Below are 19,501 nucleotides of genomic sequence, written 5' to 3'. Positions count from 1 at the left end.
CCGCACCCGCACGATCACGCCCGTCCGGCGATTGAGGACGGAACCTCGTGCCCCGGACCGGGGAAGTCACGCGAACCGCTCCCGCAGCTGGTACTTGAGGACCTTGCGGAGCGTTTCGTTGCGGGGGAGGGCGTCCAGGATCTCCAGTTGTTCCGGGAGTTTGTGGACCGACAGGCCCTCGTCGCGGAGGTAGGCCGTCACGTCGGCGAGGGTGAGGGGCGCGGCGCCCGGCGGCTGTTCGAGCACCGCGCAGACTCGTTCGCCGCGCGATTCGTCCGGCAGGCCGATCACCGCCGCGTCGCCCACGCCGGGGTGGCGGGCGAGGAGGTCCTCTATCTCCTTGGCCGAGATGTTCTCGCCCTTGCGGATGATGATGTCCTTCAGCCGCCCGGTGAGGACGAGGTGGCCGCTCGGCCGGAGGTGGCCGACATCGCCCGTGATCAGGAAGCCGTCGGCGTCGAACGGGTCCGCGGCGGCGAGGTAGCCCTTGCAGACGGCTTCGCCGCGTAGCCGTACCTCGCCGTCCGTGTCGTACGGCAGCGGCTTGCCGTCCTCGTCGGTGATCCGGATCTCCATGCCCTCGGGCGGGCGGCCCTCCGTTCCGGCCAGGTGTTCCACCGTGTCGTCGGGGGCGCCCATCGTGATCATGGGGACCTCGGTCATGCCGTAGCCGTGGGTGAGCTGGACGCCCATCTCGCGGACCACCGCGTGGTAGATCTCCGGGGGTTTCGGGGCGCCGCCGCCCGCGAGGAGGCGGAGGGTGGGGATGAGCGGGGTGGCCGGGGCCTTGCGCTGCTCCGTGAGGAACATGGAGTAGAACGCGGTGGAGCCGCCCGCGACCGTCACCCCGTGCCGCCGGTAGCCCGCCAGCGCGTCCTCCATCGCGAAGTGCTCGAACAGCACGGCGGGGAAGCCGTACAGGAGGAGCATCACCGAGTAGTCCGGGCCCGCGACATGGGCGAACGGGAAGGCCATCGAGCCGACGTCGTCCGCCGAGAGGTGCAGCGCGTGGGCCAGGCAGGAGCCGGCCGCGATCAGGCCGCGGTCGGTGTGCAGGACGCCCTTCGGGTCGGAGGTGGTACCCGAGGTCCAGTAGATCCAGCGCACGGACGTGCCGTCGGCGGGGGGCGGGGGAAGGACCGCCGGGTCGCCGTCCGGGAGCGTGTCGTACGCCTCGAAGACCCGGGGCGGGTGCCTGAGTCCCGCCGAGAGGCGGGCGGCCATCGCCGCATGGTCGAAGCCCCGCCAGGTGCCGGGCACCGCGAAGAACCCGGCCTTCGACTCGCGCAGCGCGTAGCCGGTCTCGCGGTCGCGGTAGAAGGGGATGAGCGGGGTCTGCACCGCCCCGATCCGGGCCAGCGCGAAGGACAGCAGCGCCGTTTCCAGCCGGGTCGGCAGCTGCCAGGCGACGACGGTTCCGGGGCGTACCCCCATGTCGTACAGGCCCGCCGCCACCCGCTCCGCGCGGCTGCGCAGCTCGCCGAAGGTGAGTGTGCGGTCGTCCTGGATGAGGAAGGGCCCCTCCGGCGTCAGGGCGGCCCGGCGTTCGATGAGCTCCCAGAAGGTGCCCGATGTTCCCAGGGCATGTGCGGTCTCGTTCACGGCGAATCCCTCATAGCTGACGGGTAGTCAGATCGTGCGGAGAGCGTAGAGCGCTGTGCCTTGTCGGTCCAGGGGTGCGGGGCTAGCCTGAGGGCGACGTCAATCTGACGGGTCATCAGAAATGCGTGCGCCGAAGGGGACACCATGACGGAACTGCCTCGGATCGTCAGCGTCGACGACCATGTGATCGAGCCGCCGCACCTGTTCTCGGCCTGGCTGCCGGCCAAGTACCGCGAGCGCGGTCCGCAGCCGCTGACGGCGGGCATCGGTGAGCTGGAGTACACCGGCGGCAAGTACGTCATCACGATGGACCCGGACGGTCCGCCCACCGACTGGTGGATCTACGAGGACCTCAAGTTCCCGTACAAGCGCAACATCGCCGCCGTCGGCTTCGACCGGGACGACATGACGCTGGAGGGGATCACCCGGGCCGAGATGCGGCGTGGGTGCTGGGACCCCGTCGAGCGGCTGAAGGACATGGACCTCAACCACGTCGAGGCGAGCCTCTGCTTCCCCACCTTCCCCCGGTTCTGCGGGCAGACCTTCGCGGAGGCCCATGACAAGGAGGTCGCGCTGGCGTGCGTGCGCGCCTACAACGACTGGATGGTCGAGGAGTGGTGCGGGGACAGCGGCGGCCGGCTGATCCCGCTGTGCATCATCCCGCTCTGGGACATCGATCTCGCCGTCGCGGAGATCAGGCGGAACGCGGCGCGCGGGGTGCGGGCGGTCACCTTCTCGGAGATCCCGACCTATCTGGGGCTGCCGTCGATCCACACGGGGTACTGGGACCCGTTCTTCGCCGTCTGCCAGGAGACCGGCACGGTCGTGAACATGCACATCGGGTCCAGTTCGCAGATGCCCGCCGCCTCGCCCGACGCGCCGCCCGCCGTCCAGGCCTCGCTGTCCTTCAACAACGCGATGGCCTCGATGATGGACTTCCTGTTCAGCGGGGTGCTGGTGAAGTTCCCGCAGCTCAAGCTCGCCTACAGCGAGGGGCAGATGGGCTGGATCCCGTACGCCCTGGAGCGCGCGGACGACGTCTGGGAGGAGCACCGGGCCTGGGGCGGGGTGCGCGATCTGATCCCCGAGCCGCCGTCCACGTACTACTACCGGCAGATGTTCTGCTGCTTCTTCCGCGACAAGCACGGAGTGGCGTCGCTGGATGTCGTGGGGCGGGACAACGCGACCTTCGAGACCGACTACCCGCACGTCGACTCGACCTTCCCGCACACCAAGGAGGTCGCGCTCGACCACGTCAAGGGGCTGGACGACGAGACCGTCTACAAACTGATGCGCGGGAACGCGATCCGGATGCTCGGCCTCGACCTCGACAAGTAGGCGCGTGCGTCATGGACCTCTCGTACACGGAGGAAGAGGAAGCCTTCCGGGCCCGGCTGCGGGAGTGGCTGGGCTCGGTGCTCCCGGGGCTGCCGCCGAAGCCGGATCCCGGTGACTGGCCGGGACGCAGGGCGTACGACGCCGGCTGGCAGCGGCTGCTGTACGACGCCGGGTACGCGGGCCTGCACTGGCCCGCCGACGCGGGCGGCAGGGGCGCCACACCGACCCAGCACCTGATCTTCCTGGAGGAGACGGAGCGGGCCGGGGCGCCCTACGTCGGGGCCAACTTCGTCGGGCTGCTGCACGCCGGGCCCACCATCGCCGCAGAGGGCACCGCGGAGCAGCGGGCCCGCTGGCTGCCGCCGGTGCTGCGCGGCGACGAGATCTGGTGCCAGGGGTTCAGCGAGCCGGAGGCGGGCTCCGACCTGGCCTCACTGCGGACCCGCGCGGTGCGTGACGGCGACGACTACGTGGTGAGCGGCAGCAAGATCTGGACCTCGCACGCGGAGGTCGCGGACTGGTGCGAGCTGCTGGTGAGGACGGATACGGAGGCGCCGAAGCACCGGGGCATCAGCTGGCTCGCCATGCGGATGGACGCCCCCGGCGTCACCGTCCGGCCGCTGCGCACGCTGGCCGGGTCCACGGAGTTCGCGGAGATGTTCCTCGACGAGGTGCGGGTGCCCGTCTCGCACCGCGTCGGGGCGGAGAACGACGGCTGGCGGGTCACCATGGTCACGCTCTCCTTCGAGCGCGGCACGGCGTTCGTGGGGGAGGTCGTCGCCTGCCGCCGGACGCTGGACGCGCTGGCGGCGGAGGCGCGCAGGAGCGGGCGGTGGGACGACGCGGTGCTGCGGCGGCGGCTGGGCAGGCTGAACGCCGAGTTCCGGGCGCTGTGGCGGCTCACCCAGTGGAACGTCAGCGAGGCGCAGGCCAGTGGCGGAGTGCCCGGGGTGGGCGGCTCGGTCTTCAAGCTGCGGTACTCGCACGCCCGCCAGGAGCTGTACGAGGCGGCGGCCGAGGTGCTGGGTGCGGGCGACGCCCTCGACCTGGACCGGGAATGGGTGCTGGACCGGCTCTCCTCGCTCTCGTACACGATCGCGGCCGGTACCTCGCAGATCCAGCACAACATCGTCGCCGAGCGGATTCTCGGCCTGCCGAAGGGGCGGTGAGCGGACAGTGGACTTCCAGCTCTCGGACGACCAGCGGGCCCTGCGGACGGGGATGCGGGAACTGCTCGCCGGGCGGTTCGGCAGGGACCGGATGCGGGCCGCGCTGGACGGGGGCGGGGGCGGGGGTGTCGGCGGTGAGCTGTGGCGGGAGCTGGGCGCGGCCGGGCTCTTCGCGCTGCGGCTGCCGGAGACGGCTGGCGGCGTCGGGCTCGGGCTGCCCGAATCCGTACTCGTGTTCGATGAGGTGGGGCGGTGTCTGCTGCCCGGACCGCTGATCGCCACCCAGCTGGCCGCCGGAGCGGAGAAGGGGGCGGCGGAGGGCGCGGCGGTGGTGGCCCTGGCGGAGGCCGGTCGGCCGGTGGGGCACCTGGCGGCGGCCGACGCGCTGCTGGTCCTCGACGGGGACTCGGCCCGGGTGCTGAGCGGCGGGGCGCTGCGGCGGCTCGCGGGGGAGGCCGAGCCCGTACGGTCGCTCGACCCGGGTACGCCGCTCTGGCGGGTGGGGGATCTGTCGGCGTACGAGGGCGAGCCGCTGCCCGACGGGGCGCGGCTGCGCCGTGAGGGCGCCCTGCTGGCCGCCGCCGAGCAGCTCGGCAGCGCCGCCCGCAGCCTGGAGGCGGCGGTTCAACACGCCGGTCAACGTGAACAGTTCGGGGCGCCCATCGGTTCCTTCCAGGCGGTCAAGCATCTGTGTGCCGGAATGCTCGTGCGCGCCGAGACGGCCCGTACCGCCGTCTACGCAGCCGCCGTGACGGCGGACCCGGTGGAGATCGCCGGGGCCAAGCTGCTGGCCGACGAGGCGGCCGTCGGCAACGCCCGCGACTGCCTCCAGGTGCACGGCGGTATGGGCTTCACCTGGGAGGCGGATGTCCACCTGCACCTGAAGCGGGCCTGGCTGCGGGCCGGGCAGTGGCTGACGGCGGCGGACGCGGAGGAGGCGCTGGCCGCCGATCTGGGCTGATCCGGGGCGGCCGGGCGCCCGCCGTGTGCGGGTGACGTGACGGACCCCTGAGGTTCACGCTGAGCGGTGACGCAGCGCAGTCGGTATGCACCGATACCGGCTTGTGTCCTTTGCGTGATTCGTCACGGGGTGGAGTCGCCGCCCGGCTCGGGTACGCTCCGTTGGATGCGAGTGGTTCTGGAACCTGGCGATCCGGATGTGGCCTGTGCGGCTGCTCCGGTCCGGGAGAGGTGCCCTGCTCGTGATCCACTCAGAGGGGCCGGGCCTGCCGGGGAAACGTTTCCCGGGGTTTTCGTGGCCGCCGGGCGCCTCTGTTCGACTCTCCGCAGCGTGCGTCGCACAGTATGCACCACGCGTACTCCTTCGCGCTGGAATATGCCCGAAGCGCTTGTTGCGGTGACTGTACGTCAACCATGCTGTCTCGTAAGGGAATCACGTTCCGTGACCCTGAGGAGGCGCGAGGCGATGTGTCCGCCGGTTCGGATGGTGTGAGCGGTGCAGGTGCTTCAGGTTCAGTTGGAGGTCGGGGCCGACCCCGCAGAGGTCGGGCGGGCCCGCAGATGGGCGCGTTCGAGACTGCTCGGGTCCGGGATAAGAGACGACGAGCCGCTGGCCGAGACGCTGATTCTGCTGATCTCGGAGCTCGTCACCAACGCGGTCGTGCACACCGGCTGCCCGGCCGTGCTGCGCATGCTGTTCGGCTCGACGGGGGCGCCGGGTAACGCCGGGACCGTACGGGTCGAGGTGGCCGACACCAGCTGCCGCCCGCCGCGGCAGCGGCACGCGGAGGGCGAGGACACCGGCGGCCGGGGCCTGGAGCTGGTCGACGGACTGGCCGACCGCTGGGGCTGGCAGCCCGAGGGCGCCGGCAAGCGCATCTGGTGCGAGGTGGACCGGGGCATTCCGGTGATCCAGGTCCAGATGCAGCCCTGCGCCCATGGAGCCGGTGCGCACGGTGCCGAGGTGTGCGGGGCGGCCGACTGCGGTGGCGGTGTCGGTGTCGGTGGCGGTGTCGCGTACGAGCCGTCGCGCGCGGTCACCCATCGCGCATAGGTTCGCCGCCGCGGCTGTCGTGTCCTGTCGGCGCGGGGCTTCGCCCCGCGCCCGGCCCGGCGCCTCGGTGGCCGCTGCTCAGAAGACCGCGACCGGGGCCACCGGAGTGCCGGTGGCGCCGACGAAGGGCTCCGGCATCGCGGAGAGCAGGAAGCCGTAGCGCTTCGACTCCGCACAGGCTGTGGACAACTGCTCCAGATTCCAGTTCTGGCCCTGGAGCATGCCCATCTCGACCAGATCCAGCGCGTGCACGCCCAGCCACAGATCGTCGATCTCCGGCGGGAAGATCTCGAAGGTCAGCGTGTCATCGGCGACCGCGGCCGCATCCCGGGCCCGGAACCACTCGGGCGTCCGGATCGAGAGCCCCGGCGACGGATAGCCGTACCCGTTCCTGTCCCCGGCCAGATACACCTGCACCTGCCCCGTCCGTACGAGCACGATGTCCCCGGACCGCACCCGCACCCCGGCCAGTTCCTCCGCCGCGTCCAGGTCCTCCGGGGTGACGGCGTGGTCGCCGGGCAGCCTGTCCACCCCATGGGCGCGGGCCACGTCGAGCAGCACCCCGCGCGAGACGATGTGCGGGGCCTTCTCGATGCCGCTGAACCTGGCTCCCTCGTGCGGGGTGATGCTGTCGGCCGGGCGGCCGTTGTAGATCTTCCCGGAGTGCGAGACGTGCGTGAGGGCGTCCCAGTGGGTGGCGGTCTGGAGGCTCAGGACCGCGGTGTCGTCGCTGGTCGCGACGGTGCCGGGGCCGAACAGCTCCTGGTTGATCTGGACCATGGTGTGCAGCGGGTTGATCCGTCCCTGGATCAGCCCGCTCTGCACGCCGTCCTGCTTGAGCGGCAGCGCGAGCGGCACCCGTCGCCCGGTGCGCACGGTGGCCGCCGCCTCCCGGACCACCTCGTCGGTGATCAGGTTGAGCGTCCCGATCTCGTCGTCCGCGCCCCAGCGGCCCCAGTTGTTCACGCGCTTGGCGATGTCGTGGAACTCGTCCGGTAGTGACATGGAGCCTCCTGGGGCTTGTGCCGGTGAACCTGATGACCCATAGAATCTAACGGTCCGTCAGAAACCGCGGGAAGGGGCCGGGCATGGGGAACTTCTTGGCAGGCAAAGTGGTGGCCGTCACGGGTGCCGGACGAGGCATCGGGCGGGCCGTCGCGGTCGCCGCGGCGGCCGAGGGGGCGAGAGTCGTCGTCAACGACTACGGCGTCTCCATCGAGGGCGGCGAACCCGCCAGCGAGATAGCCGAGTCCGTCGTCAAGGAGATCGTGGCGGCGGGCGGCGAGGCGGTCGCGGTGGCCGACGACATCTCCACCATGGCCGGCGGTCAACGGGTCGTGGACACCGCGCTGGACCGGTTCGGGCGCATCGACGGGGTGGTGTGCGTGGCCGGCATCCTGCGCGAACGGATGCTGTTCAACATGTCGGAGGAGGAGTGGGACCCCGTGGTCGCCACCCACCTCAAAGGCACCTTCACCGTCTTCCGGGCCGCGTCCGCGGTGATGCGCAAGCAGGAGGGCGCGGGCACCCTGATCGGCTTCACCAGCGGCAACCACCAGGGCAGCGTGGCCCAGGCGAACTACAGCGCGGCGAAGGGCGGGATCATCTCGCTGGTCCGCAGCGCGGCGCTGGGCCTGCACAAGTACGGCGTCACGGCCAACGCGGTCGCCCCGGTGGCGCGGACCCGGATGTCCGCCAACGTACCCATGGAGCTCAAGGAGATCGGTGAGCCGGAGGACGTGGCCGCGCTCGTCGTCTACCTCCTCAGCGACCGGGCCCGCGCGGAGAGCATCACCGGGCAGGTGTACACCATCGCGGGCCCCAAGATCGCGGTCTGGGCCCAGCCGAGGGAGCTGCGCGCGGGGTACGCGGAGGGCGCGGCCTGGACCCCGGAACGCATCGCGGACTTCCTGCCCGGGACGGTGGGCACGGACCCGATGCCGATGCTGGCGCAGCTGGAGGCGATGGCGGAGGCGGCGCGGGCCGCGAAGCGGCCGAATTCGTAGACGAGTGCGCTTCTTTCGAGCCCGGACGGCTTGAAATGTCGGGCGCACCGCCCCACGCGCACGCTCCCCGTACCGGAAGGAGGACACCGTGGACTTCACCTTCGGCCCCGACGACGCCGCGTTCCGCGAGGAGGCCCGCGGCTGGCTGGAGGACCATCTCGTCGACGCGTACGCGGCGGGCATCGGCACCGGCGGTCCGGGGAGCGAGCACGAGGGCATCGCGGTCCGCCGCGCCTGGGAGCGCGAGCTCGGCCGGGGCGGCTGGATCGGCCTCGGCTGGGAGGGGGACGGGGACGGCTCGGGCGGCGGGGCGTACGGCAACCGCACCGCCACCCTCACCCAGCAGGTCGTCTGGGCGGAGGAGTACGCCCGCCTCCGGGCACCCGCCCGCGTCGGCCACATCGGGGAGAACCTGCTCGCCCCGACCCTCATCGCCCACGGCAGCCCGGAGCAGCGCCGCCGTTTCCTGCCGCCCATCGCGCGCGGCGAGGCCCTGTGGTGCCAGGGGTACAGCGAGCCGGGCGCGGGTTCGGACCTGGCGGGGGTGCGGACGGCCGCCGTACGCGATCCGGAGCGCGGCGGCTACCGCGTGACCGGGCAGAAGGTCTGGACGTCGCTCGCCCGGGAGGCCGACTGGTGCTTCGTACTGGCCCGTACCGAGCCCGGTTCGCGGCGCCACCACGGGCTGTCGTTCCTGCTGGTGCCGATGGACCAGCCGGGCCGGATCGAGGTGCGGCCGATCCGGCAGATGTCGGGGACCAGCGAGTTCAACGAGGTCTTCCTCGACGGGGCGCACGCGGCGGAGGTGGTCGGCGGCGAGGGCAACGGCTGGGCCGTCGCCATGGGGCTGCTGGCCCTGGAGCGCGGTGTCTCCACGCTCGTCCAGCAGATCGGGTTCGCCGCGGAGCTGGACCGGGTGGTCCGGGCGGCCGTCGAGAGCGGCGCCACCGCTGACCCGGTCCTGCGCGAACGGCTCGTCCGCCAGTGGGCCGAGCTGAGGACCATGCGCTGGAACGCCCTGCGCACCCTCGGCACCACCGGCGACCCCGGCGCCCCCAGCGTCGCGAAACTCCTCTGGGGCGGCTGGCACAAGTGCCTGGGCGAACTCGCCGTGCAGATCAGGGGCGCGGCCGGAGCCGTCGGCCCGCACGACTGGTCGCCCGGCGCACCGTACGAGATCGACGAGGCACAGCGCCTGTTCCTGTTCACCCGGTCCGACACCATCTACGGCGGCTCGGACGAGATCCAGCGGAACATCATCGCCGAGCGCGTGCTCGGCCTACCGAGGGAGCCGAGATGAGAGGCGTCGTCTTCGACGGCAAGCGGACCGAGGTCGTCGACGATCTGGAGATACGTGATCCGGGCCCCGGCGAGGTGCTGGTCGCGGTGGCCGCGGCGGGGCTCTGCCACAGCGACCTGTCGGTGATCGACGGGACGATCCCGTTCCCGCTGCCCGTGGTGCTCGGGCACGAGGGCGCGGGCGTGGTCGAGGCGGTCGGGGCCGGGGTGAGCCATGTGGCGCCCGGCGACCACGTGTCCCTGTCCACGCTCGCCAGCTGCGGCGCCTGCGCCCAGTGCGACCGGGGCCGCCCCACGATGTGCCGCAAGGCGATCGGGATGCCGGGCAAGCCGTTCTCCCGGGGCGGGAAGCCGCTGTACCAGTTCGCGTCCAACTCGGCGTTCGCCGAACGGACCCTGGTCAAGGCCGTGCAGGCGGTGAAGATCCCGGCGGACCTGCCCCTGACCTCTGCGGCCCTGATCGGCTGCGGAGTGCTGACGGGAGTCGGAGCCGTACTGAACAGGGCCGAGGTCGACCGGGGCGAGAGCGTCGTCGTGATCGGCACCGGCGGCATCGGGCTCAACGTGATCCAGGGCGCCAGGATCGCCGGGGCGCTGACCATCGTCGCCGTCGACTCCAACCCGGCGAAGGAGGCGGTGGCCCGGCAGTTCGGCGCCACCCACTTCCTGACGTCGGCCGAGGGCGTCAAGGAGATCCTGCCGCACGGCGCCGACCACGCCTTCGAGTGCGTGGGCCGCACCGAGCTGATCCGTACCGCCATCGACCTGCTCGACCGGCACGGCCAGGCGATCCTGCTGGGCGTACCGGCGGCGACGGCCGAGGCGTCGTTCCTCGTCTCGTCGATGTACCTGGACAAGTCGATCCTGGGCTGCCGCTACGGCTCCTCGCGCCCGCAGCGCGACATCGCCCTGTACGCGGAGCTGTACCGGGAGGGCCGGCTGCTGCTGGACGAACTCGTCACCGAGACCTACCCGGTGGAGGACTTCGCCAAGGCGGCGGACGACGCGCACCACGGGCGGGTGGCACGCGGGGTGCTGGTGTTCTAAGTAAGAGCGTCCTGAGGCGGGGAGGCCGCTCAGCAGCGGTCTCCCGCCGTCGCCCGGAACGTCCGCCGGTACCCCGTCGGGGACACCCCCAGCGCCGCCTGGAGGTGCTGCCGCAGCGAGGTGGGCGTGCCGAAACCGGCTTTCCGGGCTACCTGGTCGATCGACAGGTCGGTGGACTCCAGCAGCTGGCGGGCCCGCTCCACCCGCTGCTGGGTCAGCCACTGGACCGGGCTGATCCCGACCTCCTCACGGAACCGCCGGGTGAACGTCCGTACGCTCATCGACTCCTGCTGCGCCATGTCGCGCAGCAGGATCGGCCGTTCCAGCTGCCCCAGCGCCCAGGCCCGCGCGGTGGTCGTGCCGGCGAGCTGCGCGTCGGGGACCGGGCGCTGGATGTACTGCGCCTGGCCGCCGTCGCGGTGCGGCGGTACGACGGTGCGCCGGGCGACGTCGTTGGCGACGGCGGTGCCGTGGTCGCGGCGCACGATGTGCAGGCAGAGGTCGATCCCGGCGGCGACCCCGGCGGATGTCAGGACGTCGCCGTCGTCGATGAACAGGACGTCGGGGTCGACCCGGACCGCCGGGAACAGCGCCTGGAAGTGCTCGGCGGAGGACCAGTGGGTGGTGGCGGGACGCCCGTCGAGGTACCCGGCGGCGGCGAGGACGTAGCCGCCGGTGCAGATCGAGACCATCCGGGTGCCCGGTCTGATGTACGCGAAGGCGGCCGCGAGTTCGTCGGTGAGCCGGCCCTCGGAGTAGACGGGGCCGAGTTCGTAGCTGGCGGGGATCACCACCGTGTCGGCGGTGGCGAGGGCCTCCGGTCCGTGCTCGACCGCGATCGTGAAGTCCGCGTCGGTGGCCACCGGGCCGGGCGGGCGGACCGAGCAGGTGGTGACGTCGTAGAGTTTCGCGCCCCGGTCGCGCGGCTCGATTCCGAGTGAACGGCCGAATATCCTTTGCGCGATGCCCAGTTCGAACGGAAGCACGCCATCGAGGGCGAGAACGACGACTCGGTGCGGCACTGCGGACTCCCTTCACCACTAGCTGGTATAGACCATAAGCTGATACATGTCATCGGTGTGAAGGAAAAGTCAGCAGACCACGCACGCATTCCCGCCGTGAACAGCGAGAGCGTTATGCGTGGTTCATCCCCTGTATCCCCATTGGCTCCGCTGTCCTCGCTGCCCCCGGCGCCCCCTCTTCCGTCCCTGGCCATCGGGCCCGACCGGCTGTGGAACCGTAACTTCCGGCTCTTCTTCGTCGCCCGGACCGCGGCGCTCTTCGGGGACGGAATGATCCCGGTGGCGCTCACGGCGGGCCTGCTGGGCGCGGGGCGCCCGCACTCCTCCGTGGGGTACGCGCTGGCGGCCTGGATGGGGCCGCTGGCGCTGTTCGTGCTCTTCGGCGGCGTACTGGCGGACCGGTTCACACCGCGCCGGATGATGATCATCGCCGACACGCTGCGGCTGATCGGCGCCTCCGCGCTCGCGGTCTCCTTCGCGGTCGGCAACCCGCCGCTGTGGGCGGTGTACTCACTGAGCGCGGTGGCCGGTGTGGGCGCGGCGCTCTTCCAGCCGGGGGTCGCCTCGACCGTGCCCCGGGTCTCCTGCGACGTGCAGCGCGCCAACGCCGTGCTCCGGGTCTCGGAAGCGCTGATGACCATGGCGGGCCCGGCGTTCGCGGGCGCCCTCGTCGGTCTCGCGAGCGCCGGGGCGGTCTACGCGGCGAACGCGTCGACGTTCCTGGTCTCCGGCGTCTGCCTCTTCCTGCTGCGGCTGGTCCCGGCCCCGTCCGACGATGCGCGGCGCGGCACCTTCGTGGCCGAACTGGTCGACGGCTGGCGTGAGTTCAGGGCCCGCAGCTGGCTGTGGGGTGTGATCGCGATCTGGACGGTCTACGGCTTCGCCGTGCTCGGCCCGATGCTCCCGCTGACCGCCGTCGAGGTGACCGAGGCGCACGGCTCGGGGACGTATGGCGCGATGATGGCGGTCAACGGCGCGGGCAGTGTCGTCGGCGGCCTGCTCGCCCTGCGGCTGCGGCCGCGCCGCCCGCTGGCGGCGGGGGCCACGGCGCTGACCGGGGTGTGCGTGAACCTGCTGGCGCTGGGGCTCGGGCTGCCCGTGTTCGCGCTGGGGGCGGGTCAGTTCATCGCGGGCGCGGCGTTCGCGTTCTGGCTGGTGATGTGGTCGACGACCGTCCAGACGCAGGTGCCGCCGGAGGCGCTGAACCGGCTGCACGCGTACGACGTGGCCGGATCGCTGCTGATGCTGGCGGCGGGCCGGGCACTGGCGGGGCCGGTCGCGGACCGGGTGGGCGCGCCGGAAGTGCTGCTGGCCGGGGCCGTGATCAACGTGCTGGCGGTGGGCGTGCTGCTGGCGGCCCGGCCGATCAGGCGACTGGAGCGGATCAGATGAGGGGCCGCGTTCCGGCGCGGGCCGTGGCGGCGGGGGCGGCCGTGGTCACGGTCGCGGCCGGGCTCGGCGTCCGTACCGTCGCGGACGGGGATCTCGCCAAGTACGCCGGGGACGCGCTCTACACGGTCCTGATCTGCGCCCTCGTCGCACTGTGCGCCCCCCGCGCCCGGCCGGTCGTGGTGGCGGGCACGGGGCTGGCGGTCAGCTGGGCCGTCGAGCTGCTCCAGCTGACCGGGGCACCCGCGGAGCTGTCCCGCCGGAGCGGGGTGGCGCGGCTGGTGCTGGGCTCGACGTTCAACGCGCCGGATCTGCTCTGGTACGCGGTGGGCGCGGCGGCCGTCTGGGCTGTCCTGGCGGCGGCTACTTCTTTCCGGAGCGGGCCCGGTCCTCGGACTTCTGCATCTCGATGACCTGGAGGATGTGGGCGCTGGTCTGCCGGCGCACGCTCCCGCCGACGAGCAGCGCCGTCCCGAGCAGGGACAGCGGCACGGACACGGCCAGCAGGGTGAGCTGCTGGGGCCAGGCGGTGATCAGCTCGCAGTTGGACACCGTGCGATAGCAGTACGCGTCCCGCTGGTCCGCCAGCAGAAACGCCAGCCACACCCACAACGCGGAGGCGGCCAGCAGCAGCGCCACACCCCACCCCTGCATCAGCGCGGAACGGTGGTGGAATCTCTGGCGTGCGACCCAGTACATGAGGCCCCCGAGGGCATGGACGGGAGCGGCTCGGTTTCGTACGCGCGTACGGGCCGCCGGAGCTGGAGAGCGTACGCGTTCCGGTTGAGCGGCGTGGCCCGATTCCTGCGAACAGTGTCCCTCGGGCCACTCGTGAGGGAGGTGGCGGTGGCCGGATGCTGAGTGACGTGCCCCAGACAACGAAATCTCCCGCCCCGGACGCCCGCCGGCGGACCGCCTCCGAGGCGCGGCCCCGGCCGCGCATCCACCGCGCGTGGATCGTCGCCGCCGTCACCTTCGTGACGATCATCGGCGGCGCGGCCTTCAACTCCCTCCCCGGGCTGCTCATCGACCCGCTCCACACGGAGTTCGACTGGTCGCGCGGGGAAATCGGCCTCGCGGTCTCCGTCGACATGGCGCTGTACGGGCTGACCGCGCCGTTCGCGGCGGCGCTGATGGACCGGTTCGGCATCCGCCGGGTCGTGGTCGTCGCGCTCAGCGCGGTCGCCGCCGGGGCGCTGGCCGGCGTCTGGATGACGGCGGCCTGGCAGCTGATGATCTATTGGGGCGTGCTCGTCGGCCTCGGCAGCGGCTCGATGGCGATGGCCTTCTCCGCGACGGTCACCAACCGCTGGTTCGTCGCCCGCCGGGGCCTGGTCACCGGCATCCTCACCGCGGCGGGCGCCTCCGGCCAGCTGGTGTTCCTGCCGCTCTGCGCCTGGATCATCGACCGGCACGGCTGGCGCCCGGCCTCGGTGACCGTCGCGCTCGCCGCCCTGGCCGTCGTCCCGTTCGTCTGGCTCCTGCTGCGCGACCACCCGGCCGATGTGGGCCTTGCCCCGTACGGCGGGGAGTACGCGGACAAGCCCGCACCCGCCAGGGGTGTGGCGAGCCGGACCCTGCGCGTCCTGTTCGACGCCGCCCGCACCGGGCCGTTCTGGCTGCTGGCCGGGACCTTCGCGATCTGCGGCGCCACGACCAACGGCCTGATCCGTACGCACTTCGTGCCCTCGGCGCACGACCACGGCATGCCCATCACCGCCGCCGCCTCGCTGCTGGCCGTCATCGGGATCTTCGACATCATCGGCACGATCTTCTCCGGCTGGCTCACCGACCGCTTCGAAGCCCGCCGGCTGCTGGCCGTCTACTACGCGCTGCGCGGGATCTCGCTGCTGTTCCTGCCGATGCTGATGGCGCCGACCGTGCACCCGTCGATGGTCTTCTTCATCGTGTTCTACGGACTGGACTGGGTCGCCACGGTCCCGCCGACGCTGGCCCTGTGCCGGGAGCAGTACGGCGAGGACAGTGCGATCGTCTTCGGCTGGGTCCTGGCCTCCCATCAGGTGGGCGCCGCCCTGGTGGCGTTCCTCGGCGGGGTCGCGCGCGACCACTTCGGCTCGTACGACATGGTCTGGTACGCGTCCGGGGCGATGTGCGCGACGGCGGCGCTGATGGCACTGGTGATCCGTCGTGGTTCGGCGTCCGCCGCCGTCCTGTGACCGGGTGCATTCAGCGGCTGAAGCGCCCGAACGCCCCCTGGTGGAAGAGCAGCGGCCCGTCCCCGCCCCCGTCCGCCGCCCCCAGCGCCTCCACCCGGCCGACCACGATCAGGTGGTCGCCGCCCGTGTGGACGGCCTGGATGCGGCAGTCGACCCAGGCGGGCACGGAGTCCAGCAGCGGCGACCCGGTCGCGGGGGCGGCGGAGTACGTCACCCCGGCGAACTTGTCGGCCCCACTCACCGCGAACGACCGGCACAGCGCGCCCTGTTCCGCCCCCAGGATGTTCACGCAGAAGGCCCCGGCGCGGGCGATGCGCGGCCAGGTCGTCGACGTACGGGCGACCATGAACGTGACCAGCGGCGGGTCCAGCGAGAGCGAGGCGAACGACTGGCAGGCGAAACCCGCCGGACCGGCGGTGGCACCGGTCCCGTCGGTGCTACCGGTGCTACCGGTGCCGCCGACGCCGTCCGGATCGTGCGCGGTGACGATGGTGACCCCGCTCGCGAAGTGCCCCAGTACCCGGCGGAACTCGCCCGGATCCACGGGCAGCCGCTCATCGTCGGCGACGGCCCGAAGGGCCGGACGCGGCAGTGGATCGACCGGCACCGGAGCGACGGCCGTCGCGGCGCCGACGGACCTGAGGTAGCGGACGGCGGTTGCGGCCATGCCTGCGTGTCCCATCACTCTTCGATTAGAGCTGACGAGGCGTCAGATGGGAAGGGGTGCGGGCCCTCCCCGACCTTCGTCAGGGGTCGGCCCTGCCTTTCGGGGCGGGTTCCCGGCCCCTTCCGCTTCTACGTTCGTTTCCCATGAGGCGACAAGGACGAACGAGACGAAAAGCGGGGCGGGAGACCGGAGGTCGCATCGGGGCCTGGAGGCCGCTGCTCGCGGTCGGCGTCCTGGGCGCGGGGGCGGCCGCCGTCGTAGGACTCGCGCCGGGTGGATGGGGGACTGCGGAGACCGTGGAAGTGTCGGGCGGTGCGTCGGCGTCGGCGTACCGCTCGGTGACCGGGGCGGTTGCCGGCGCGCCCTCCTGGACGGGCCCGCTGCTGGAAGTGGCCACGGACGGGGCACTGCTGGCCCTCGGCCTGCTTCTGGCGTGGACCTGGTGGCGCGCGGTACGCCGTGCGGACACGCGGCTGTCCGCCGGTGCCGTGCTCGTCGGTGCCGGAACCGTACTGGCCTACGCGACCAGCGAGGCCGTGAAGCTGGTGGTGGACGAGGAACGCCCCTGCCGGGTCCTGCGCCATGGCGCGGCGGTGGTCGCCGAGTGCCCGCAGCCCGGCGACTGGTCCTTCCCGAGCAACCACGCCACCCTGGCGGCCGGTATCGCGGTGGGCCTTGCGGTGCTCCGGCCGCGCCTCGCCGCGGTTGCTCTGCCGATGGCAGGCGCGACGGCGCTCCTGCGGGTCGTGGCGGGGGTCCACTACCCGCACGACGTGCTGGCAGGGGCGGCTCTCGGGGGCGCGGTGACCGCGGCGGTGCTGATCGCGTTCCTGCCGCTCGCCCGGGTGGCGGCGTCAGCGCTCGCGAGGCGGCTCGGCCGGCTCCGTGGGGGCGACGATGCCGGCCTCATGGGCGACGACCGCCGCGGCGGCCCGGTTGTCCACACCCAGCCTGGCCAGGATGGAGCTCACGTGCGCCTTGACCGTCCCCTCCACCAGGTGGAGCCGACGGCCGATCTGCCCGTTGGACAGGCCGCTGCCGAGGAAGGCCAGTACGTCGCGTTCCCGGCCGGTGAGCGAGCGGACCCGTTCCCCGGCGGCGGCGCGGCGCCCGGCCAGCGCACCCGCTCCCGTCGCCGAGAGGTGGGCGACGACCCGAGCCGCGACCTTCGGTGACAGGTAGGCGGCGCCGTCGGCCACCGCGCGTACTCCCGCGATGAGCTCCTCGGGCTCACCCGACTTGATCAGGAAACCCGCGGCGCCGCCGCCGAGGGCCTGGAGGATGTAGTCGTCCTCACCGAAGGTCGTCAGCATCACCACTCCGGTCCCGGGCACGGTGCGCCGGATCTCGGCGGCGGCCTCGATGCCGTTCATCCCGGGCATCCGGATGTCGAGCACGGCGACGGCCGGGCGGTGTCGGCGCGTCAGCTCCACCGCTCCGTGCCCGTCGGCCGCCTCGGCCACGACATCGATGCCCGGATCGGTGGACAGCACGGAGCGCACGCCCGCGCGGATCATCGGCTCGTCGTCGGCGATGAGGACCCGGATCATGGGCAAGGAATTCCGTTCATGGAGTGGGTACATGGGGTCGGTTCACTGTTATCGGCCGTTCATGGTGCGAGGGCCTCTTTGGACATCAACCGTCCGGCCCGGAAGCAGAGCCGGTACGCGTCCCCGGACCGGTCGTCGAAGCGGTCCGCCGTCATCGCGTAGTACGCGCAGGTGATGCCGGCGCCCTCCGGTTCCCCGGCCACCGCTCTCCGCGTGGTCTCGCGGTCGGGCAGCAGCCGTTGGGCCGAGTCCCGGTCCTGGCCCACCCGCAGCCCGGCGTAGTCGCCCGGGTCCAGGACGGACTGCCGGGCCGAGCGTATGTCCCAGCCCATCAGTGCGGCGCTCAGTACCGCCCACACCGCCAGGGGCAGCACGACCGCGACGGCCAATGCGCGGCGGACCCGGCTGCGGGCGTTCCGGTGCTCCGTGGGCAACGCGATGGCGGGCACGGCGGGGGACGGCGACGCGAGGCGGGCGGACGGCGGGTGCACGGGCCGGCGGTGCGGTATCAGTGCGGCGACCGCGAAGCCGCCTCCGTACGGACCGTACGAGAACGAGCCGCCCGTCTGCCGCACCCGTTCGTCCAGCCCGATGAGCCCCCGCCCGGTCCCTGGAACAGCCCCGGGGCACTGCTGCGCGGGTGCGTTCTCCACCCGGACCGCCGTCTCCCCCGCCGTGTGGGTCAGCAGCACGCTCACCCGGGCCAGGGGCGCGTGCTTGGCGGCGTTGGTCAGCGATTCCTGGACGACCCGGTGGGCGGCCCGCGCGGCCGAGGGCGGCATCCCTTCGGTGTCGCCCTCGATCCGCAGACTGACCGGGAGACCGGCCGCCGCGGCCTCCTCGATGAGCCGGGGAATGCCGTTGCCGGGCGCTTGTGGCGGTTCGTCGTCGACCTCCTCGCGCAGCAGGCCGATCACCTCTCCGAGCCGCTCGACCGACGCGGCGGCGCGGGCGCGGATCTCGCCGGCCGCCGCCCGGTGGGACGCGTCGAGACCCGGTGCGAGCTTGAGGGCGCCCGCCGAGAGGGCGATGAGGCTGAGGTCGTGCCCGAGGAGGTCGTGCATGTCCTGGGCGATCCGGGCCCGTTCGCGGGACCGGGCCTGTTCCGCGACGAGCCGCTGTTCGCGCTCCAGCCGCGCCGCCCGCTCCCAGCCCGCCCGTACGAGCTCCTGGTACTGGCGCCAGAAGCGCCCCGCGAACCACGGCAGCATCGCGCCCACCGCCACCACTGCGGAGAACCGCCCCGCCATCAGCGGCCAGGACGGCATCAGGGCCACCGCCACCATCCCACCGGTCACCACCGCGACGAGCGCGAGAACCGCCGGACCGGTCCTTCCCGGCTCCCGCCCGGCGAGGAACGCCGCCACCGCCGCGGGCAGAACCCACCACGGGCTGATGGTGCTCAGCACGACACAGGCCACGGTGGCCACGATCGCGAGCCCCTCCGGCGCGACGGCCCGCCGGGCCGCTCCGCTGATCCTCATCATCGCTCTGCACACCCGCACGACCGTACGCAGTTGGAGGAGGAGCCGACACTGCCGAAAGTCGGGTTCCCGGGTATTTCGACGTCCGCCTCCGCGACGACACGTGGTTCAGGGACGGCTACGCTGAGTCGTCAAGGATCGATCGAGCGGGAGGCGGCGCGATGACGAGTGCGCCCGACCACGGCCAGGGCATCGACTCCGAGCGTGCCCTGAAGTTCGCCGTGCAGCGGATCCGCGGGGACCGCGTCCAGATCATCGAGGGGATCATCGAGCCGGTGTCACCGACCTGGGACCACGAACGTGCGGCCCGAGTGGTCCGTCGGCAGATCGAGGACCGTGTCGATGAGCTGGGGTGTGTCGAAGGCTCCGGAAACCTGGACCTGCCCGGTTCCTCGAACTGGTACGTCCCCGACATCGCCGTGGTCCCCGAGGCGCTCGCCAAGGGCGGCGGGGCGCTGCTCCCCGACCAGACGCTCCTCGTCGTGGAGGTCACGTCCGAGTCGGACGCGGAGACCGACCGCGTCGTGAAGCGCCGCCGGTACGCGGAGTACCGGGCGCCGTTGTACCTCCTCGTCGACCGGATCGAGGGCAGCGTGACGCTGTTCTCCGAGCCGGGGCACCTGGGCTGCACCCGGGTGGACGGCCCACACCTCTTCGGAGCGGTTCTGCGGCTGCCGGACCCGTTCGGCCTGGACCTGGACACGAGCGGGCTGGCATCGGGGTGAGACACGTGCGGG

The 19,501-nt window shown here is 72.3% G+C and carries 18 protein-coding genes and 1 pseudogene; 12 read left to right on the top strand and 7 right to left on the bottom strand.

What is annotated here, in order from left to right; translation table 11 throughout:
* Nucleotides 1-66: 66 nt before the first annotated feature.
* Nucleotides 67-1,602, bottom strand: a complete 1,536-nt coding sequence (locus RLT59_RS15410) for a class I adenylate-forming enzyme family protein (RefSeq protein ID WP_311303925.1) — start codon at nt 1,600-1,602, stop codon at nt 67-69.
* 144 nt (nt 1,603-1,746) lie between these two features.
* Between RLT59_RS15410 and RLT59_RS15405 the strand changes: the two genes are divergently transcribed.
* The 4 genes from RLT59_RS15405 (at nt 1,747) to RLT59_RS15390 (ending at nt 6,123) form a co-directional block, all read left to right on the top strand.
* Nucleotides 1,747-2,940 carry an amidohydrolase family protein gene (locus RLT59_RS15405; RefSeq protein ID WP_311303924.1) on the top strand — a complete coding sequence of 398 codons (1,194 nt, stop codon included), beginning with the start codon at nt 1,747-1,749 and terminating at the stop codon, nt 2,938-2,940.
* An 11-nt stretch (nt 2,941-2,951) separates the two neighbouring features.
* Nucleotides 2,952-4,109 (top strand): acyl-CoA dehydrogenase family protein, encoded by a 1,158-nt coding sequence (locus RLT59_RS15400; RefSeq protein WP_311303923.1) that lies wholly within the window; start codon nt 2,952-2,954, stop codon nt 4,107-4,109.
* A gap of 7 nt (nt 4,110-4,116) precedes the next feature.
* The gene (locus tag RLT59_RS15395) at nt 4,117-5,070 is read left to right on the top strand and encodes an acyl-CoA dehydrogenase family protein (protein WP_311303922.1); all 954 of its coding nucleotides are present in this window, start codon (nt 4,117-4,119) and stop codon (nt 5,068-5,070) included.
* Between the two features lie 495 nt (nt 5,071-5,565).
* Nucleotides 5,566-6,123, top strand: coding sequence for an ATP-binding protein (locus tag RLT59_RS15390; RefSeq protein WP_311303921.1), 558 nt, complete (start codon nt 5,566-5,568; stop codon nt 6,121-6,123).
* 78 nt (nt 6,124-6,201) lie between these two features.
* Here RLT59_RS15390 and RLT59_RS15385 read toward each other — a convergent pair whose 3' ends face one another.
* Nucleotides 6,202-7,128 (bottom strand): cyclase family protein, encoded by a 927-nt coding sequence (locus RLT59_RS15385; RefSeq protein WP_311303920.1) that lies wholly within the window; start codon nt 7,126-7,128, stop codon nt 6,202-6,204.
* Nucleotides 7,129-7,211: 83 nt separating this feature from the next.
* On the opposite strand from RLT59_RS15385, the gene RLT59_RS15380 reads away from it, so the two are divergent.
* From RLT59_RS15380 to RLT59_RS15370, 3 genes are all read left to right on the top strand, one after another.
* Nucleotides 7,212-8,129, top strand: coding sequence for an SDR family oxidoreductase (locus RLT59_RS15380; protein ID WP_311303919.1), 918 nt, complete (start codon nt 7,212-7,214; stop codon nt 8,127-8,129).
* Nucleotides 8,130-8,217: 88 nt separating this feature from the next.
* The gene (locus RLT59_RS15375; protein WP_311303918.1) at nt 8,218-9,429 is read left to right on the top strand and encodes an acyl-CoA dehydrogenase family protein; all 1,212 of its coding nucleotides are present in this window, start codon (nt 8,218-8,220) and stop codon (nt 9,427-9,429) included.
* Nucleotides 9,426-10,475, top strand: coding sequence for a Zn-dependent alcohol dehydrogenase (locus tag RLT59_RS15370; RefSeq protein WP_311303917.1), 1,050 nt, complete (start codon nt 9,426-9,428; stop codon nt 10,473-10,475). Before RLT59_RS15375 ends, RLT59_RS15370 begins: the two co-directional genes overlap by 4 nt.
* A 29-nt stretch (nt 10,476-10,504) precedes the next feature.
* Here the strand turns inward: RLT59_RS15370 and RLT59_RS15365 are convergent, their stop codons facing one another.
* On the bottom strand, nt 10,505-11,497 hold the full coding sequence (locus RLT59_RS15365) for a GlxA family transcriptional regulator (RefSeq protein ID WP_311303916.1): 993 nt from the start codon (nt 11,495-11,497) through the stop codon (nt 10,505-10,507).
* Nucleotides 11,498-11,611: 114 nt separating this feature from the next.
* Between RLT59_RS15365 and RLT59_RS15360 the strand changes: the two genes are divergently transcribed.
* Nucleotides 11,612-12,889, top strand: coding sequence for an MFS transporter (locus RLT59_RS15360; RefSeq protein WP_311303915.1), 1,278 nt, complete (start codon nt 11,612-11,614; stop codon nt 12,887-12,889).
* The gene (locus RLT59_RS15355; protein ID WP_311303914.1) at nt 12,886-13,299 is read left to right on the top strand and encodes a ribosomal maturation YjgA family protein; all 414 of its coding nucleotides are present in this window, start codon (nt 12,886-12,888) and stop codon (nt 13,297-13,299) included. The genes RLT59_RS15360 and RLT59_RS15355 overlap by 4 nt, the downstream gene beginning before the upstream one ends.
* Here the strand turns inward: RLT59_RS15355 and RLT59_RS15350 are convergent.
* A complete protein-coding gene (locus RLT59_RS15350; RefSeq protein WP_311303913.1) occupies nt 13,250-13,585 on the bottom strand; it encodes a hypothetical protein in 336 nt (111 codons plus the stop codon). The genes RLT59_RS15355 and RLT59_RS15350 overlap by 50 nt on opposite strands.
* Before the next feature lie 155 nt (nt 13,586-13,740).
* Here RLT59_RS15350 and RLT59_RS15345 point away from each other — a divergent pair, with 155 nt between their 5' ends.
* Nucleotides 13,741-15,063: an MFS transporter gene (locus RLT59_RS15345; RefSeq protein ID WP_399125476.1), complete on the top strand. Its 1,323-nt coding sequence runs from the start codon at nt 13,741-13,743 to the stop codon at nt 15,061-15,063.
* A gap of 10 nt (nt 15,064-15,073) precedes the next feature.
* On the opposite strand, the gene RLT59_RS15340 is transcribed toward RLT59_RS15345, so the two are convergent.
* Complete coding sequence (locus RLT59_RS15340; protein WP_311303911.1) at nt 15,074-15,730, bottom strand: flavin reductase family protein; 657 nt, start codon at nt 15,728-15,730, stop codon at nt 15,074-15,076.
* A gap of 143 nt (nt 15,731-15,873) precedes the next feature.
* Between RLT59_RS15340 and RLT59_RS15335 the strand changes: the two are divergent.
* Nucleotides 15,874-16,494 (top strand): annotated as a pseudogene (locus RLT59_RS15335) (phosphatase PAP2 family protein); the annotation flags it as partial.
* Nucleotides 16,495-16,584: 90 nt separating this feature from the next.
* Here RLT59_RS15335 and RLT59_RS15330 read toward each other — a convergent pair.
* Nucleotides 16,585-17,280 carry a response regulator gene (locus tag RLT59_RS15330; protein ID WP_311303910.1) on the bottom strand — a complete coding sequence of 232 codons (696 nt, stop codon included), beginning with the start codon at nt 17,278-17,280 and terminating at the stop codon, nt 16,585-16,587.
* A gap of 59 nt (nt 17,281-17,339) precedes the next feature.
* On the bottom strand, nt 17,340-18,779 hold the full coding sequence (locus RLT59_RS15325; protein WP_311303909.1) for a sensor histidine kinase: 1,440 nt from the start codon (nt 18,777-18,779) through the stop codon (nt 17,340-17,342).
* A 146-nt stretch (nt 18,780-18,925) separates the two neighbouring features.
* Between RLT59_RS15325 and RLT59_RS15320 the strand changes: the two genes are divergently transcribed.
* Nucleotides 18,926-19,489, top strand: a complete 564-nt coding sequence (locus RLT59_RS15320) for a Uma2 family endonuclease (protein ID WP_311303908.1) — start codon at nt 18,926-18,928, stop codon at nt 19,487-19,489.
* The last annotated feature ends 12 nt before the right edge of the window (nt 19,490-19,501 follow it).

The organism is Streptomyces sp. ITFR-6, from assembly GCF_031844725.1.
In the GTDB taxonomy this organism is placed as follows: domain Bacteria; phylum Actinomycetota; class Actinomycetes; order Streptomycetales; family Streptomycetaceae; genus Streptomyces.
This window is presented reverse-complemented; position numbering and strand designations above follow the sequence as displayed.

What these genes read in the sequence shown, in the direction of transcription:
- RLT59_RS15405 (WP_311303924.1), top strand. Translation starts at nt 1,747, where the DNA reads ATGACGGAACTGCCTCGGATCGTCAGCGTCGACGACCATGTGATCGAG.
- RLT59_RS15400 (WP_311303923.1), top strand. Translation starts at nt 2,952, where the DNA reads ATGGACCTCTCGTACACGGAGGAAGAGGAAGCCTTCCGGGCCCGGCTG.
- RLT59_RS15385 (WP_311303920.1), bottom strand. Translation starts at nt 7,128, where the DNA reads ATGTCACTACCGGACGAGTTCCACGACATCGCCAAGCGCGTGAACAAC.
- RLT59_RS15380 (WP_311303919.1), top strand. Translation starts at nt 7,212, where the DNA reads ATGGGGAACTTCTTGGCAGGCAAAGTGGTGGCCGTCACGGGTGCCGGA.
- RLT59_RS15370 (WP_311303917.1), top strand. Translation starts at nt 9,426, where the DNA reads ATGAGAGGCGTCGTCTTCGACGGCAAGCGGACCGAGGTCGTCGACGAT.
- RLT59_RS15360 (WP_311303915.1), top strand. Translation starts at nt 11,612, where the DNA reads ATGCGTGGTTCATCCCCTGTATCCCCATTGGCTCCGCTGTCCTCGCTG.
- RLT59_RS15355 (WP_311303914.1), top strand. Translation starts at nt 12,886, where the DNA reads ATGAGGGGCCGCGTTCCGGCGCGGGCCGTGGCGGCGGGGGCGGCCGTG.
- RLT59_RS15350 (WP_311303913.1), bottom strand. Translation starts at nt 13,585, where the DNA reads ATGTACTGGGTCGCACGCCAGAGATTCCACCACCGTTCCGCGCTGATG.
- RLT59_RS15345 (WP_399125476.1), top strand. Translation starts at nt 13,741, where the DNA reads ATGCTGAGTGACGTGCCCCAGACAACGAAATCTCCCGCCCCGGACGCC.
- RLT59_RS15340 (WP_311303911.1), bottom strand. Translation starts at nt 15,730, where the DNA reads ATGGCCGCAACCGCCGTCCGCTACCTCAGGTCCGTCGGCGCCGCGACG.
- RLT59_RS15330 (WP_311303910.1), bottom strand. Translation starts at nt 17,280, where the DNA reads ATGATCCGGGTCCTCATCGCCGACGACGAGCCGATGATCCGCGCGGGC.
- RLT59_RS15320 (WP_311303908.1), top strand. Translation starts at nt 18,926, where the DNA reads ATGACGAGTGCGCCCGACCACGGCCAGGGCATCGACTCCGAGCGTGCC.